Here is a 17,361-nt window from a genome sequence, read left to right as displayed (position 1 = left end):
TGTGGCGTTCATGAGCGATTCCCTCAATTCCAAACCTTCTCGCTCCAAATTTCCTTTGTTGATTGCTGTTGTGGTGGTGGCGGTTGGCGCTGTAGCTGCATGGCATTTTCTGGGTAAATCGCCTGAACAGGCGGGGCCTACCGGTCGTAACGCTGCTCAAACTGAGCAGAAAGGGCCGGCTGGAGCCGGGCGCCGTGGTTCCATGGCGCCAACAGACATGATCGTGAGCACTGGAAAGGCCGAAAAAACGACGCTTTCGGTTTACCTCAATGCATTGGGCACGGTAACGGCCTACAACACGGTTGAAGTTCATGCCCGTGTCGACGGTCAGTTGGCCAAGGTACTGTTTACTGAAGGGCAGGAGGTGAAGGCCGGGGACGTACTGGCTGTCGTCGATCAGCGGCCTTATCAGGCGGCGCTGGCACAAGCCCAGGGCACCTTGCAGGAGAATCAGGCTCAGCTGAAGAATGCACAGATCGATCTGGAGCGTTATCGCCAGCTCTTCAAGGAAGACTCAGTAGCCAAGCAGACACTGGATACACAGCAGGCGCTGGTTGCTCAGTATCAGGGAACCGTCAAGAACAGCGAAGCGCAGGTAGCCGATGCCAGACTGAACCTGACCTTTACCGAAGTACGGGCTCCCATCAGCGGCCGGTTGGGTCTGCGTCAGGTGGACGTGGGTAATCTGGTGGCTAGCGGTGACACTACGCCGATAGTAACCATTACCCAAACCAAGCCTATTGCCCTGACATTCAGCCTGCCTGAGGATCAGCTCAGCACGGTGCGTCGCCAGATGGCGACCGGAAAGCCGCTGGCCGTAGAGGCATGGGACCGCGGGCGAAACAGGGTTCTGGCAACGGGTACGCTGGTAACGGTGGACAACCAGATCGATACCAGCACGGGCACGGTCAAGTTCAAGGCTCGCTTCGATAATCAGGATGAGTCGCTGTTTCCCAATCAGTTCGTTAATGTCCGCTTGCATGCGCTGGAGCTGAGCGATGTCATTGTCATTCCGATCTCGGCCATTCAACGTAACGACGAAGGGCCTTACGTCTTCGTCGTTGGCGAAGGCAATAAGGTTGCAACGCGCAAAGTCAGCCTGGGCGAGATACAGGGCGAGCAAGTAGAGGTCCGCTCAGGCCTGGATGCCGGTGAAACTGTTGTGACAGAAGGACTCGACCGCCTGCGTGACGGCCAGACAGTCAAGGTTACTCAGCCTATTACGGAAACTGCGCCCAAGTCAGATCCGGACGCCAATGAGGCCACGTTAGGCGGCGGAGCCGGTGAATGAACCCGTCTCGTCTTTTTATCCTTCGGCCGGTAGCGACCACCTTATTGATGGTCGCTGTTCTGCTGGCCGGTATTATTGCTTACCGGTTGTTGCCTGTAGCCTCGCTGCCAGAAGTTGATTATCCCACCATTCAGGTCAAGACCCTTTATCCGGGAGCCAGCCCTGAAATCATGAACTCAGGCGTGACCGCGCCGTTGGAGTCAGAGTTAGGGGAGATTCCTGGGCTGGAGGAGATGTCTTCCACCAGCTCCGGAGGCGCCTCTGTCATAACGCTGCGGTTCAGTCTGGACAGTAATCTGGATGTGGCGGAGCAGGAAGTACAGGCGGCGATCAACTCCGCCAATAACCTGCTGCCCAACGACCTGCCGCAGCCGCCGATCTTTAGCAAAGTCAATCCGGCCGACACCCCGATTCTGACGTTGGCAGTCACCAGCAGCAGCCTGCCCTTGCCCAAGATTCAGGACTTGGTGGAAACCCGCCTGGCGCAGAAAATCGCTCAGGTCAGTGGCGTTGGTATGGTTAGCCTATCCGGCGGGCAGCGTCCTGCTGTTCGGATTCAGGCCAATCCTACTGCATTGGCGGCCTATGGTTTGAGTCTGGAAAATCTGCGGACCGCCATCGCTAACAACAACCAGAACGGGCCGAAGGGAAGCTTTGACGGACCGACACGCTCATCGACACTGGACGCGAATGATCAGTTGCAATCAGCCGATGAGTACAAAAACCTCGTCATTGCCTATCAGAACGGTGCGCCTGTACGGCTGAAAGACGTTGCGTTGGCAATCGATGGGGCTGAGAACAACAAGCTGGCTGCCTGGGCCAACGACACTCCTGCAGTCATTCTGAACGTTCAGCGGCAGCCCGGCGCCAATGTCATTCAGGTTGTGGATCAGATCAAGCGGCTACTGCCAACCCTGCAGGAGACCTTGCCGGAAAACCTGGATGTGATGGTGCTGACGGATCGCACAACCACTATCCGGGCATCGGTCCGTGATGTTCAGTTCGAACTGGTGCTGGCTATAGGACTGGTGGTCATGGTGACTTTCCTGTTCTTGCGCAACATCTCGGCGACATTGATTCCCAGCGTCGCTGTGCCGCTGTCGTTGGTCGGTACGTTTGGGGTCATGTACCTGGCTGGCTTTTCCATCAACAACCTGTCGTTGATGGCGCTGACGATCGCTACCGGCTTCGTCATTGACGATGCCATTGTCATGGTCGAAAACATTGCCCGCTATCTGGAGGAGGGAGAATCGCCACTTGAGGCTGCACTCAAAGGCTCAAAGCAGGTAGGTTTCACGATCATCTCGCTGACCTTCTCGCTGATCGCCGTACTGATCCCGCTTCTGTTCATGAGTGACATTGCTGGGCGACTGTTCCGTGAGTTTGCCATTACGCTGGCTGTCTCCATTCTGATTTCCTGCGTGGTTTCGTTGACCCTCACACCAATGCTCAGCGCGAAACTGTTGCGTCATGTGCCGGAAGACAAGCAGAGCGCATTCTCGCGCAAGGCCGGAGCCGTTATCGACGGGATGATCCAACGATACGCTACAGGTTTGCGCTGGGTTCTTCGGCATCAACCGCTAACACTGATGGTTGCCATCGGTACGCTGGTGCTGACCGCGGTGCTTTATCTCTTCATGCCGAAGGGGTTTTTCCCGCTTCAGGACACAGGCCTGATTCAGGGAATTTCCGAAGGCCCGCAAAGCATGTCCTTTGAAGGGATGGCCAAGCGGCAACAGGCGCTGGCTTCGATCATCATGCAGGACCCTGCGGTCGACAGTCTGTCATCGTTTATTGGGGTTGATGGTGATAATCCGACCCTCAATACCGGGCGCATGTTGATCAACTTAAAGCCTCATGATGCCCGAGATGTATCTGCCTCGGAAATCATTACACGCCTTCAGGACCAGATGGCCGATTTGCCTGACATGAAGCTTTATCTGCAGCCGGTACAGGATCTGACCGTGGAAGATCAGGTTAGTCGTACGCAATACCAGTTCCGCCTGGTCGACTCGAGCCTGGAAACGCTCAAAACTTGGGTTCCAAAGCTGGTCGAGCATTTGCAGACGCTACCGCAGCTGACGGAAGTTGCTAGTGACTTACAACCGCGCGGTCTGCAGGCCTATATCAGCGTTGATCGGGATAACGCGTCTCGGCTGGGCGTGAGCCTGAGCGATGTTGACAACGCATTGTACAATGCGTTTGGTCAGCGCCTGGTTTCAACCATCTTTACCCAGTCCAACCAGTACCGGGTCGTACTGGAAGTGGGGCCGCAGTTCCAGCTGGGACCGCAGGCGCTGACGCAGATCTACGTGCCAAGCTCCACGACGACCACTACCAACGGCACGACCACTACAACCAGTGGGCAGGTGCCGCTATCGGCCATCGCCCATGTAGAGGAACGCAATACCCTTCTGGCGATCAACCATGCCGGGCAGTTACCCGCCGCGACAGTTTCCTTCAACTTGGCCAAGGGTGTATCGCTGGGTGAGGCTGTGGAAGCGATTCGTCAGGCGGAGCAGGATCTCAAAATGCCGGCAACTGTTGATACCCATTTCCAGGGTGCAGCGCTGGCGTTCGAGTCTTCCCTGTCGAGTACGCTACTGCTGATTCTGGCCGCAGTGGTCACCATGTACATTGTGCTGGGAATTCTTTATGAGAGCTTTATCCATCCCGTCACGATTCTATCGACGCTGCCTTCGGCCGGGGTAGGAGCGTTGCTGGCACTCTGGATTGCCGGGCAGGACATCGGCATGGTGGCCATCATTGGCATCATTCTCCTGATCGGTATCGTCAAGAAAAACGCCATCATGATGATCGACTTTGCCCTTGAAGCCGAGCGGGAAGAGGGTAAAACACCGGAGGAGGCTATCTACCAGGCCTGTCTGCTGCGCTTCCGGCCGATCCTGATGACTACCATGGCTGCCTTGCTGGGCGCCTTGCCATTGATGTTGGCCAGTGGTGCAGGCGCTGAGCTGCGCCAGCCGCTGGGTATTGCGATGGTAGGCGGTCTTCTGGTTAGCCAGCTGCTGACCTTGTTTACCACTCCGGTCATTTACCTGGCGTTTGGCCAGTTAGCCACACGATTCAACCGCTGGCGCTATCGGCATAACCTGGATTTCTCCGGGAAAATCCGATGAATTTTTCGGCACTGTTCATTCGGCGACCGGTTGCGACTTTGTTGTTGACGCTGGCTATCGTGCTATCCGGTTGGCTGTCTTTCGGTTTGCTGCCGGTTGCACCGCTGCCACAGGTGGATTTTCCTACCATTGTGGTCAGCGGCACTCTGGCAGGAGCCAGTCCCGAGACCATGGCCTCTTCAGTAGCCACGCCTCTAGAACGCTCACTGGGACGTATTTCAGGCATTACTGAAATGACGTCCACCAGCTCTCAAGGCAGTACCACCATCATTATCCAGTTCGATCTGGATAAGAACATCGACGGTGCCGCGCGTGAGGTTCAGGCTGCCATCAATGCGGCGGTGCCTTCGTTGCCCACAGGAATGCCCAGCAATCCGACCTACCGTAAGATCAATCCGGCCGATATGCCTATCATGGTATTGGCGCTCACGTCGGATAAGCTGGACAAGGGCAAGCTTTATGATCTGGCATCCAATACGGTCGCCCTTAAATTGGCCTCGGCCAAAGGTGTCGGTCAGGTCAGCGTAGGCGGCAGTTCGTCGCCTGCCGTGCGGATTGATCTGAACCCGGATGCGCTCAACCATTATGGCTTATCTCTGGACGATGTTCGTACCGCGATCAATGCGGCCAATTCCAATTCGCCCAAAGGCGCATTTGAGTACGGCGATCTGCATTGGCAAATTGACGCCAATTCCCGGTTGAACAAAGCGAGTGACTATCGACCGCTCATCATTCGTACTCGTAATGGGCAAGTGGCGCGACTGGACGATGTAGCCACCATTACCGATTCAGTCGAAGACACCCGCAACCTTGGTTTCTCCAATAATTCTCCGGCGGTGCTCATTCTGATTTCACGGCAGGCCGGCGCCAATATCATCGAAACCATCGACGGTATCCGGGAGCAGTTGCCAACGCTACAGGAGACATTGGGCAAGGACGTCACGCTGAGCATCATGGATGACCGTAGCCCCGGCATTCGCGATTCGCTGCATGAAGCCGAGTTTACGCTGATCATTTCCATCGCCTTGGTCATTCTGGTGGTATACCTGTTTCTGCGGGACATTCGTGCGACATTGATCCCCAGCATTGCCGTACCAATCTCTCTGGTGGGCACCTTTGCGGTGATGTATCTGTGCGGGTTTTCGCTCAATAACCTGTCGCTCATGGCGTTGATCGTCTGTACCGGGTTTGTGGTCGACGATGCCATTGTGGTGGTGGAGTATATTGCCCGCCGGATCGAAGAGGGCGAGAAGCCTTATCAGGCCGCGTTGTTGGGCGCGCGCGAGGTAGGGTTCACGGTTCTTTCCATGAGCCTGTCGCTGGTGGCGGTCTTTCTGCCGATTCTGTTGCTGACGGGCATTATCGGTCGCCTGTTCCGCGAGTTTGCAGTGACGCTATCGGTTGCCGTTCTGGTGTCGATGGTCGTATCGCTGACGCTTACGCCGATGCTGTGCGCCAGGCTTCTCAGGGCGCACCGGCCCCGCAAGGAAACGCCTGTAGAGCAAAAGACAAGTCGTTTGGTTGCGGCAATGTCCCGGTATTATCGGGCAAGCCTTGCCTGGGCGTTGGATCACTCGTTTCTCATGCTATTGATTCTGATCGCCACGATTGCGCTCAACTTTTACCTGTATGCCGTAGTACCCAAGGGTTTTCTGCCGGATCAGGATACCGGCCGCCTGCGTGGCTATGCTGTGGCAGATCAGGGAATCTCCTTCAGTGGGATGCAGAGCAAGATGGAGGCTTATCGGAAAGTGCTCATGGCCGATCCGGCGGTCGACAACGTGCTGGGCTTTACCGGAGGTCGAGGGCCTGGCGGCTCATCCACCAATAGCGGGTCATTTTTTATTACGCTCAAGGATATCTCCCTGCGCGATCCAGTCGAGACCGTCGCCATGCGGCTGCGCAAAGCCGCGGCAGCTCAGGTGCCTGGTGCCAACCTCTTCCTGGTGGCGTCACAAGACTTTCGCGCCGGAGGGCGGGAAGGAAATGGTGCTTATCAATTCACGGTCAAAAGTGACGACCTAGAGCTTTTGCGTACCTGGAATCCACGGATCGAGGCTGCTCTTCGAAAGGTCTCGCAGATCATTTCCGTGAACAGTGATTCACAAGACAAAGGAGTTGAGTTGTCCCTGGACATCGATCGCGACACGGCCAGCCGTTACGGCGTCAACATCGAGATGATCAATGCCGTCTTGAACAACTCGTTCTCGCAGCGGCAAATCTCGACTATGTACGAGGACCGCAACCAATATCACGTTGTGCTGGGTGTGGGTGATCAGTACAGGCAGAGCGTAGACGTCCTGAGCCAGGTGTATGTGGTCACCAGCGAGGGTAATCGTGTCCCGCTTTCCAGCTTCACTCGTTATCGGTTCAGTAACGCTCCGCTGCGGGTTGCCCATGACGGTCAGTTTGCCGCGTCGACGTTTTCCTTCGATCTCGCGCCTGATGTAAGTATCAGTCAGGCCAGGGATGCGATCCGTGACGCGATCAAACCTTTGAAGCTTCCGATTGGATTACAGACGGCGTTTGCGGGAAATGCCAGCATGGCGCAGCAGTCCCAGAGCGCTATGCCCCTGATTATTGTGGCTGCCCTGGTTGCGGTATATATCGTGCTGGGTATGTTGTATGAAAGCTATATCCATCCACTGACGATTCTGTCGACGCTGCCTTCGGCGGGCGTTGGAGCTTTGCTGGCGCTGCAGCTCTTCAATACGCAGTTCACTTTGATCGCACTTATTGGCGTAATCCTCCTTATTGGGATCGTCAAGAAGAATGCCATCATGATCGTGGACTCTGCGCTGGATGCCGAGCGGCGTCTGGGGCTGGCGCCTCGCGAGGCGATTTTGGATGGCTGCGTCAGACGTTTCCGACCAATCATGATGACCACGCTGGCTGCAGTGCTTGGCGCCTTGCCCTTGCTTCTGGGCATGGGCGGTGATGCGCCGCTGCGTCGGCCGCTGGGGATCACCATCATTGGTGGCTTGATTGGCAGTCAGTTGCTGACGTTATATACCACTCCCGTTATCTACCTGTATCTGGACCGTCTGCGACACTGGTTCAACCGCCGTTGGGCGGGACGCCGAGCAGGCTCGCGCACGCATGCGCCCATGGAGAAATCATCATGATGTCGTTTTCAGCTCGCCCCCATTACCTGGGACTTGCCCTTGTCTTAGCCGTGGGCGGCTGTACGGTGGGCTCGGACTACCAGCGACCCCAGGTCACTACGCCCATCGCATTCAAGCATGCTGAAGGTTGGCAGATGGCCAAGCCCAGCGATGCCACCAAGCGGGGGCAATGGTGGGAGGTGTATGGAGACAGCACCCTTGATGGTCTGATGCAACGCCTAGAGAACTCTAACCAGACACTGGCCCAGTATGAAGCCCAGTATCGCCAGGCACGCGCTCTGGTACGCGAAGCACGCGCCTCCTTCCTTCCCGCGGTAACCGGAAGCGCTGGCGCAACACGCTCGGGGCAGGGCGGTGGAAGCAGTTCGAGTTATCAGTATCAGACGTCAACAGGAACGACCGTAACATTGCCACAAGGCACCAGCAGCGCCACTACTTCCAACAGCTACACCACCAGTCTTGGTGTCAGCTGGGAGCTTGACCTGTGGGGAAGCATTCGCCGCAGCGTGGAATCCCAAACAGGATCGGCGCAAGCCAGCGTGGCCGAGTTGGCCTCTACCAAGTTGAGTCTGCAATCGGAGCTGGCCCAGAACTATCTGCAATTGAGGGTTCTGGATGCCCAGCAACGGCTCCTGGATGCTACGGTGCAGGCCTATGAGCGGTCACTACGGGTCACCGAAAACCAGTATCGCGCCGGTATGACTACGCGTTCAGACGTTGCCCAGGCTACGACTCAGCTCAAAAGTACCCAGGCGGATGCCATTGACCTCAAGTACCAGCGTGCGCAGCTGGAAAATGCGATTGCTGTGTTGATTGGTGTTCCGCCATCCGAGTTCAGTCTAGCGGCAGTGGAGACAGTACCGACCGTGCCCGGCATCCCTGCCAGCGTGCCGTCCGAGCTGTTGCAGCGTCGTCCGGATATTGCTCAGGCTGAGCGGCAGGTAATGTCTGCCAATGCCCAGATCGGTGTTGCCAAGGCGGCATATTACCCGACGCTTTCCCTGACAGCCTCGGGCGGTTATCGAAACAGCCAGTGGGGTAATCTGGTCAGCACCCCTAACCGTTATTGGTCCATCGGGCCAGCGTTCGATCTGACATTGTTTGACTTCGGTGCACGCCGTGCACAGGTCGAGCAGGCCGAAGCATCTTATGATCAGACTGTTGCCCAATATCGTCAGGCGGTACTCAACGGTTTCAAGGAGGTCGAAGATTACCTGGTTGAGCTGGACGTTCTTAATCAGGAGTCCGGTGTAAGGCAGGAGGCACTGGATTCGGCGCGGGAGTCGCTGCGTCTGGCAGAAAATCAGTACCGTGCAGGTCTGATCGATTATCTGGACGTAGTAACGCTGCAAACCACGGCATTAAACAACGAACGCACCAACCTGACGTTGTTGGGTAGTCGTCTGGTTACCAGCGTTCAGTTGATTGCTGCAATGGGTGGTGGCTGGGATGCCGTTGAGCTTCAGCAGGATCCGCTCGCCAGGAGTGAGCCGTAACAAGAAAAAGCCCGCGGCCCAAGGAGCAGGGAAAGCCGCGGGCCAGGGCGACATCGTCGCCCCTAACCGAAGGATCAGACGTTGGGGATCTCCCAACCGCCGCCTAGTGATTTATAGATCGCCACAATGCCTTGGTAGAGCTCAACTTCCGCTTGGGCTTGGGCATCTTCCGCCGCCAGTCGCTCGCGCTCTGCATCCAGCAATACCAGGAAGTCCGACCCGCCTTCACGGTAGCGGATCGCTGCCTGCTCGGCTGCTGCGCGGCTGGCTTCGGACTGGCGAATCAGTGCAACCAGGCGGTCCTGACGTTTACCATAGTCGCTAAAGGCATTGGCACTTTCTTCAAGGGCAAGCAGCACTTGCTGCTCATAGTTGGCCAGGGCGCCTTCGGCATCTGCCTTGGCCCCACGCAGGCGTGCGCGAACGCTACCTAAGTCAAAGGCTGGCCAGCTCAGGGTAGGACCCAGGCCCCATGCGCGGGCGGCCGAAGAGCCGATCTCGGAACCCCGCCCCGCGGTGAACCCTAGAAAGCCGCTCAGGCTAACTCGCGGGAAGAGATCTGCAGTAGCTACACCGACATTCGCGGTTGCGGCTGCCAGCTGACGTTCGGCTGCCTGGATATCCGGACGGCGGCGCAACAGCTCGGCCGGGTCACCAATGGGAAGCGCCTTGGCAATTGCAGGCAATGGCTTGGGTGAAAGGTCAATGCTCATCGCATCAGGCCGTTCGCCTATCAGGGTCGCTATCCGATTCTTTGCCCGCGCCGCTTCTGCCTGGAGTTGCGGCAGAGTCGCCTCGGTGGCCGCAAGGCGTGCATCAGCCCGCAAGACATCCAGCTGGCTGCCTACGCCTGCTTCATCCAGGGTTTGGGTCAATTGCCGGGAGGCCCGCTGATTCTTCAGGTTTTCCTGCGCAATATGCTCGCGCAGCTGGGCACCGCGGAGCGTGCCATAGGCGTCTACCAGTTCTGCAATCAGGCTGACCTGCAGTTGATTGAGTTCTGCCTGCGCGGCGTCTGCCTGAGCATCGCTGGCTTCCAGTTGGTGCTGGATCCGGCCGAAGAGATCAATCTCCCAGGCCATGTCTAATCCAAGATCATAACGCTCATTGTTTGTACGCTTATCGGTGAAGCCCGGCTGCTGCGCCTTGCCGATCTCGCTACTGGCGCGACTGGTCACAACAGGAAAGCGGTCATTGGCCGTGTCATCACGCAGGGCACGAGCCGAGCGCAGCCGGGCGTAGGCCACGCGAAGCTCCCGGTTGCCGGAAATCGAGCGCGCCACCAGCTGATTAAGGGTGGGGTCCTCGAATTGTTGCCACCACTGTGCCTGGAAACGGGAGTGATCATATTGGCTGCCCGCCGCGCTCTGCAGATGAGCCGGTTCGGTTTGCGGTGCCTGATAGGTCGGACCGACCGCACAGGCACTCAAGGCAAGGGCCAATAGGCTTGGAACAAATATTCTCATGACAGCACCTCCTGTGCGGCGATACGGCGCTCAGCGCGACGCTCGACGAACGCGCGGATCAGTACATAGAACAAGGGGGTCAGCAACAGGCCGAAGAAGGTCACGCCCAGCATACCGGAGAACACCGCAACGCCCATGGCATGACGCATCTCGGCACCTGCACCGGTAGACGTCACCAGCGGCACCACGCCCATGATGAAGGCAAAGCTGGTCATCAGGATCGGACGTAGACGCAACCGGCATGCTTCCAGTACGGCTGCCACACGGTCCATGCCTTCTTCCTGTTTATCCTTGGCGAACTCCACGATCAGAATTGCGTTTTTGCAGGCCAGGCCAACCAAGACGATCAGGCCGATCTGGGTAAAGATGTTGTTATCACTCCCGGACAGAATGACACCTGTGATAGCGCACAGAAGCGTCATTGGTACGATGAGAATAACGGCAAGCGGCAGGCTCCAGCTTTCGTATTGGGCAGCAAGCACCAGGAAGGCCAGCAACACGCACAGCGGGAAGACCAAGAAGGCCGTGTTGCCCGACAGGATTTGCTGGTAGGTCAGCTCAGTCCACTCGTAGGTCATGCCATTGGGCAACTCTTCCTTCATGAGTTTTTCCAACGCGGCCTGTGCCTGGCCCGAGCTGTAACCGGGTGCCGGGGCGCCGTTGATTTCGGCCGTGATAAATCCGTTGTAGTGCATCACGCGGTCGGGGCCTGCGCTATCACTTACTTTCACGAAGGTAGACAGCGGCACCATCTCGCCCAGGTTGTTACGTACCTTCAGCTGGCCGATCTGGTCGGCTTCAAGGCGGAACTGCTGATCGGCTTGTACGTTGACCTGGAAAGTACGGCCAAAGCGGTTGAAGTCGTTGGCATACAGCGAGCCCAGGTAGACCTGTAGCGTATCGAAGATATCGCTGATCGCAACGCCATGAGTCTTGGCTTTCTCACGATCAATATCGGCATCGATTTGCGGAACGTTGACCTGGTAACTGGAGAACAGGCCTGCCAGTTCCGGCACGCTCTGGCTTTTCGCAATGATGTTCTGCGTTTGGGCGAACAGCTCGTTGTAGCCCAGGTTGCCTCGATCCTCGATTTGCACACGGAAACCGCCGATGCTACCCAGGCCCTGAACTGGTGGAGGCGGGAAGATCGCGATGACCGAATCCTGAATCGAACTGAACTTGCCGTTGAGTGCACCTGCAATCGCGTTGGCTGACAGACTCGGGTCCTTACGCTCTTCGAAGGGCTTGAGTGTCACGAAAACAATGCCGCTGTTGGGGCTGTTGGTAAACCCATTAATGGAGAGTCCCGGGAACGCCACGGTGCTTTCCACGCCTGGATACTTGAGCGCGATATCGGACATCCGCTTGATGACGTCTTCCGTACGATCCAGCGTAGAAGCGTCAGGCAGCTGCGCAAAGGCGACCAAATACTGCTTGTCCTGCTGCGGCACGAAACCTGTAGGCGTGTTCGTCAGCCCAAACACCGTCAGCGCCATCAGACCGGCATAGACCACTAGCGCAATCGAGCCGCGGCGAAGCACACGTGCAACCACGCCTACATAGCCGTGACTGGCGCGTTCGAACATACGATTGAATGGTGCGAACAGCCAGCTGCCCAGCAGGCGATCCAGCAAGCGCGAAAAGCGGTCCTTGGGAGCATCGTGTCCCTTGAGCAGGACGGCTGCCAGTGCAGGGGAGAGCGTAAGCGAGTTGAAGGCTGAGATGACCGTTGAAATAGCAATGGTCAGGGCGAACTGTCGATAGAACTGTCCCGTCAATCCGGAAATAAAGGCGGTGGGTACAAACACAGCGCACAGCACTAGCGCGGTAGCGATGATAGGACCGGTTACTTCCCGCATGGCCCGCTGGGTTGCAGCAACCGGCGAGAGGCCCAGCCCAATGTTCCGTTCGACGTTTTCCACGACCACGATGGCATCGTCCACCACAATCCCGATAGCTAATACCAGCCCGAAAAGGGAGAGCGCGTTTAGCGAAAACCCGAACAGGTGCATCAAGGCGAATGTGCCGATCAGCGAAACCGGAACGGCTGCCAGCGGGATGATAGAGGCGCGCCAGGTTTGCAGGAACAGCACCACAACCAGCACAACCAGCACGATGGCTTCAAAAAGGGTATGCACGACCGCTTCGATGGAGCCACGGACGAAGACCGTAGGGTCATAAACGATGGAGTAGTCCATACCCTGAGGGAAGCTCTTCTTCAGGTCAGCCATTTTCGCCCGCACCTGATTGGACAGGTCGATTGCGTTGGAGCCTGGACGCTGGAAGATCGGTATGGCGACGGCTGGTTTGTTGTTCAGCAGTGAACGCAGGGCGTACTGGTTCGAGCCCAATTCAACGCGCGCAATGTCTTTCACGCGGGTGATTTCACCATTTGCGCCGGCTCGAACGATGATGTTTTCGAACTCGTCCTCATTGACCAGGCGGCCTTGGGTGTTGATGGCCAGCTGGAAGCTGTTCGCGTTGGGCGCGGGCGGGGCGCCCAGAGAACCTGCCGCAACCTGGCGGTTCTGCTCACGAATGGCATTAACGACATCTGTTGCCGTCAGGCCGCGGGAGGCCACCTTGTTCGGGTCAAGCCACACACGCAGGGAATACTCGCCCATGCCGAACAGCTGGACATCACCCACACCGTCCAGGCGGGACAGCTCGTCCTTGATGTTGATCAGCGCATAGTTGGACAGGTACAGCATGTCGTAGCGCTCATCGGGCGAGGTAAGGTGCACCACCATGGCCAGATCCGGTGAGGCCTTGTCAGCGGTTACGCCCAGACGCTGCACTTCTTCAGGCAGCTTGGGCAGGGTACGGGTGACACGGTTCTGCACCTGTACCTGCGCCGTATCCAGATCTGTGCCCAAGGCAAACGTAATGGTCAGGGTCATCTTGCCGTCGGCAGTGGCCTGGGACGACATATAGAGCATGTGCTCGACGCCGTTCATGGCTTGCTCCAGCGGGGCTGCCACGGTCTCGCCGATAACCTTGGGGTTGGCGCCCGGGAAGGTGGCGCGAACCACTACCGTAGGCGGCACGACTTCCGGGTATTCACTGATGGGAAGTTGAAAGAGCGAGACGGCTCCGCCGATCAGGATAATCAGCGAGAGAACGGCCGCGAAAATGGGACGCTTGATGAAGAACTGTGAGAAGTTCATCGGACCATTCCTTTGTAAACGCGAGCAACAGGGCACCGTCGCTCTCCTGGTAGAAGAGCGAGGCGCATGAGCTTGGCGGCAGGGTTAGACGGTGTTAACGACGCGTATCGTTGGCAGTAAGCTGAATCGGCTTGTCCGGCAGAGGCAGGCTTTTCGCTACCAGCTCGCGCTGATGCTTGAGTGCAGCCAGGGTGGCCTCGTCAGCCATGGGTACGATCTGAGCGTCTGCCTGGGAGCCCGGACGGATGCGTTGCAGGCCATTGATGATGACCTTGTCATTGCTGGCCAGACCTGTACGGACAATCCGCAGCCCTTCGATTTTCGGACCCAGTTCAACCGAGCGGTAATCCACGGTGCCGTCGTCTTTGACTACCAGCACGTATTTTTTGCCCAGATCAGTACCTACAGCCTCATCCTTGATGAGCATCGCGTTATAGGTACCGCTGCCAACCAGCTTCAGCCTTGCATAGAGCCCAGGAGTAAACTGGCCATCAGTGTTTTCGAATACGGCCCGTCCCCGAATGGTGCCTGTACGGGGATCAACCTGGTTATCAAGAAAGTTCATCTTGCCTAGGTGAGGGTGGCCGGTTTCGCTGGAAAGTCCCATAAAGACCGGACTGGTTTCGCCCCGCACACCTTGGCGTTTCAAGTTGGAATACTTGAGGAAAACACGTTCATCAGCATCGAAATAGGCATACACCTTGTCGGTGGATACCAGCGTGGTGAGTTGGCTTTCCCCAGCATTTACCAGGTTACCCGCGGTGACCTCGGCCCGGCCAACGCGACCTGTAATGGGAGCGGTAACTTGAGTAAAGCTCAGGTTCAGACGGGCTGCGTCCAGTTCGGCTTGCGTAGCGGCAAGCGTCGCCTTGGCTTCCAGTGCTTCGCTGGTGCGGGCATCCGCTACTTCGGCAGAGATCGCATTGCTTGAGCGCAAGCGCTCGCCACGTTGCGCTTCATTCTGAGCCCGATCCAGATGAGCCTTGGCCTGTTGCAGCTGCGCTTCCAGACGCTTCACTTCGGCCTGGAAGGGACGGGGGTCGATCTGGAAAAGCAGGTCGCCTTTCTTGACCAGGGTGCCTTCCTGAAAGACAACCCGATCGATATAGCCCGAAACGCGCGGACGAATGATGACAGACTCGGGCGCTTCGAGGCGGCCAGTAACCTCGTCCCATTCTGTGATCGGTTGTTGGATGACCTGAGCGGCGCTGACCTTGGGCTTTGCTGGTGCTGTGGCCGACGCATCAGGCTTGTTGTCGCAGGCGCTGAGCAATAGAACGCTGGCTAATGCCAGAGAAGATCGCCAGAGAGTGGAAGACTGTTCCATGTTCGTTTCCGCCGGGCAAAATGAGGAAAATTTAAGTACGGCGGAGTCTGGCTTAAGGGGCTGATACGATCGAATCGAACACCCTGAATTTAACTATCGATCAAAATGATAAAAGTCCTCAAATATATCGATAGCAGACTATCTTTAGCTATGTAATACCAGCCCATAACTATAAGCTGTCTGGATCTCCCACAAACATTTGTATACGAGAGCGTAACCAGCGTTCGGCGGGGTCGTTATCGTGCACACCGCTCCAAGCCATGGAGAGTTCAAAGGATTGCACCTCCAAAGGCGGATTTTCGATACGCAAGCCTCCATTGGAAGCCAGTACCTGGGCGGTATAGTCCGGGACGGTGGCGAGCAGATCCGTATTGGTCAACAGTGTTCCTAGACCGTTGAACTGGGGGACTGCCAGCACGACGCGCCTCTGCTTGCCCAGCGTGGCCAGCGCATCATCGATAAAGCCGCTCAGGTCTCCGGCAGGCGATACCAGCGCATGAGGGCGCGCGCAAAAATCGTCCAGGGTCAGGGTGCCGGGAATGGAGTCGGCTCGAAGTACTTTTGAGCGCGAGCGCCGCAAGGTCTTGCGTTTGGCATTGGCAGGCAGCTCCGAGGTATAGGCAACGCCTACTGTGATCTCGCCGGAGGCCAGTTGGCTGGAAATGTTCAGGTAGTTGGTTCGGCGTATGACCAAGGCTACTCCAGGTGCCTCTGCGCGAAGGCGCCTGAGCAGGGGCGGCAGCAGGGCAAACTCGACGTCGTCCGACAGTCCTATTCTGAATACGCGATCGGCGCTTGCCGGTTCGAAATTCTGTGCACGGCTCATGGCCGAGGAGATTGAGTCCAGGGCCGGTGAAAGCAGGCCGAAGATCTCCATGGCACGGGGCGTAGGTTCCATAGTGCGGCCGGTGCGGACCAGCAATGGATCGTCAAACAGGCTGCGCAGACGGGCAAGGGCGGCGCTGATGGCAGGCTGGCCCAGGAAGAGCTTTTCAGCAGCGCGGGTTACGCTCCGCTCCCGCATCAATGTCTCGAACACAATCAACAGGTTGAGGTCTACTCGGCGAAGATCGTTGCGATTCATGGTATGCCCTTAACCGTGGCCATGCATTTGTTCGAGCGCATGAGACTGTAGTGAGTCGAGGGCGGCGTCAAGCCTTGCATCACTGGCATTCATGACAACTATCGATACGGGCGGGTAGCGTTGAGGCGCCAGCTTGGATACAGTCCGTAGCCATACGGAATCCACCAAAGAGGTTTGCGATGTCCCGTGTGATTCGCTTTCACCAGTTCGGCAGTGCTGATGTCCTGTGCTGCGAAAACCAACCCACTCCTGAGCCTGGTGCAGGGGAAGTACTGGTGCGTGTACAGGCGCTGGGCGTATGTTGGGGCGACGTGCTCTGGCGGCAGAACCTGGCCGATGAGCCTGCCACGTTGCCGGCTGGGTTTGGTTCTGAGCTGGCGGGTGAGGTTGTGTCCGTAGGCGAGGGCGTCCGCCATTTCCAACCAGGCATGCGAGTGGCCAGCTTTCCTGCCCACTCGATCAACCAGTATCCGGCCAGTGGTGATATGGTGCTGATGCCCCAGCAGGCATTGACCGAATACCCTGACACGCTGACGCCGGCTGAAGCGGCGGTGCATTATGCCGGTCTGCTCCTGGCCTATTTTGCTCTGGTGGATCTGGCTCAACTCCAGGCCGGACAGCAGGTGTTAGTCACCGAAGCCAGCAACTGCGTCGGCCCGGCGGTGGTTCAGCTGGCGGCCGCGTTGGGCGCACAGGTGATCGCGGCTACCAGCGAGTCGGAAAACCGCGCAATGCTTAAAGGGTTGGGTGCTGTGAAGGTCGTATCGACCGACGAACAGGACTTGGTGCTGGAAGTAGAGCGTTTTACCGAGAGCCGCGGCGTTGAGTTTGTGCTGGATGCGCTATGTGGTCCGCAGCTGTCCCGCCTGGGTGATATTGCCGCGACGCGGGGTAAGCTGATCATTTACGGCATGGGTGGTGGTAACGAGGCGTCCTTTCCGGCCTGCGCTGCGTTCAAGAAACACCTGCAGATTTTCCGGCATAGCGTCCTGGATTTCACAGGCCATCCAGAGCTTGGTCTGGAGCCCCATGCCGAGGCGGTACAGCGCGCGCTGACGGTGATTAATCAAATGACCCGGGATGGTCTACTCAAGCCGGTCGTTGCGCATACGTTGCCGTTTGACCAGTTTGTGGAAGCCCATCGGCTTGTAGAAAACGAATGCCTCAAGGGGCGGGTCGTCTTGACCGTTGAGTAAGTAGACGGGCAGTGCGCTTGCAGTGCATTGCCCGACACGTCTGATTTCTTCCCCCGCCTGTGCTGCAGC

General features: G+C 57.4%; 9 protein-coding genes. 5 read left to right on the top strand and 4 right to left on the bottom strand.

All coding sequences use genetic code 11. The features are described from left to right. The first annotated feature begins 10 nt into the window (after window positions 1–10). The 4 genes from QWJ10_RS16460 to QWJ10_RS16445 are packed head-to-tail and all read left to right on the top strand — an operon-like array spanning window position 11 to window position 9,052. Window positions 11–1,291, top strand: coding sequence for an MdtA/MuxA family multidrug efflux RND transporter periplasmic adaptor subunit (locus QWJ10_RS16460; protein ID WP_019365596.1), 1,281 nt, complete (start codon window positions 11–13; stop codon window positions 1,289–1,291). After that, on the top strand, window positions 1,288–4,431 hold the full coding sequence (locus QWJ10_RS16455; RefSeq protein ID WP_289928067.1) for an MdtB/MuxB family multidrug efflux RND transporter permease subunit: 3,144 nt from the start codon (window positions 1,288–1,290) through the stop codon (window positions 4,429–4,431). The genes QWJ10_RS16460 and QWJ10_RS16455 overlap by 4 nt, the downstream gene beginning before the upstream one ends. Then, the gene (locus QWJ10_RS16450; protein ID WP_019365598.1) at window positions 4,428–7,556 is read left to right on the top strand and encodes a multidrug efflux RND transporter permease subunit; all 3,129 of its coding nucleotides are present in this window, start codon (window positions 4,428–4,430) and stop codon (window positions 7,554–7,556) included. Before QWJ10_RS16455 ends, QWJ10_RS16450 begins: the two co-directional genes overlap by 4 nt. After that, the gene (locus tag QWJ10_RS16445; RefSeq protein ID WP_289928210.1) at window positions 7,556–9,052 is read left to right on the top strand and encodes an efflux transporter outer membrane subunit; all 1,497 of its coding nucleotides are present in this window, start codon (window positions 7,556–7,558) and stop codon (window positions 9,050–9,052) included. Before QWJ10_RS16450 ends, QWJ10_RS16445 begins: the two co-directional genes overlap by 1 nt. 74 nt (window positions 9,053–9,126) lie before the next feature. Here QWJ10_RS16445 and QWJ10_RS16440 read toward each other — a convergent pair whose 3' ends face one another. The 4 genes from QWJ10_RS16440 to QWJ10_RS16425 form a co-directional block, all read right to left on the bottom strand. Continuing rightward, entirely contained in the window at window positions 9,127–10,518 is a 1,392-nt protein-coding gene (locus QWJ10_RS16440) for a TolC family protein (RefSeq protein WP_289928063.1), read from the bottom strand. After that, window positions 10,515–13,685: an efflux RND transporter permease subunit gene (locus tag QWJ10_RS16435; protein WP_289928061.1), complete on the bottom strand. Its 3,171-nt coding sequence runs from the start codon at window positions 13,683–13,685 to the stop codon at window positions 10,515–10,517. Before QWJ10_RS16435 ends, QWJ10_RS16440 begins: the two co-directional genes overlap by 4 nt. Window positions 13,686–13,779: 94 nt before the next feature. Then, window positions 13,780–15,012, bottom strand: a complete 1,233-nt coding sequence (gene mexE / locus QWJ10_RS16430; protein ID WP_019365602.1) for a multidrug efflux RND transporter periplasmic adaptor subunit MexE — start codon at window positions 15,010–15,012, stop codon at window positions 13,780–13,782. A gap of 169 nt (window positions 15,013–15,181) precedes the next feature. Beyond that, entirely contained in the window at window positions 15,182–16,096 is a 915-nt protein-coding gene (locus QWJ10_RS16425; RefSeq protein WP_019365603.1) for a LysR family transcriptional regulator, read from the bottom strand. 179 nt (window positions 16,097–16,275) lie between these two features. Here QWJ10_RS16425 and QWJ10_RS16420 point away from each other — a divergent pair, with 179 nt between their 5' ends. Then, on the top strand, window positions 16,276–17,292 hold the full coding sequence (locus QWJ10_RS16420) for a zinc-dependent alcohol dehydrogenase family protein (protein ID WP_289928057.1): 1,017 nt from the start codon (window positions 16,276–16,278) through the stop codon (window positions 17,290–17,292). The last annotated feature ends 69 nt before the right edge of the window (window positions 17,293–17,361 follow it).

It is taken from the genome of Pseudomonas sp. WAC2, from assembly GCF_030403525.1.
Classification (GTDB): domain Bacteria; phylum Pseudomonadota; class Gammaproteobacteria; order Pseudomonadales; family Pseudomonadaceae; genus Chryseomonas; species Chryseomonas luteola.
This window is presented reverse-complemented; position numbering and strand designations above follow the sequence as displayed.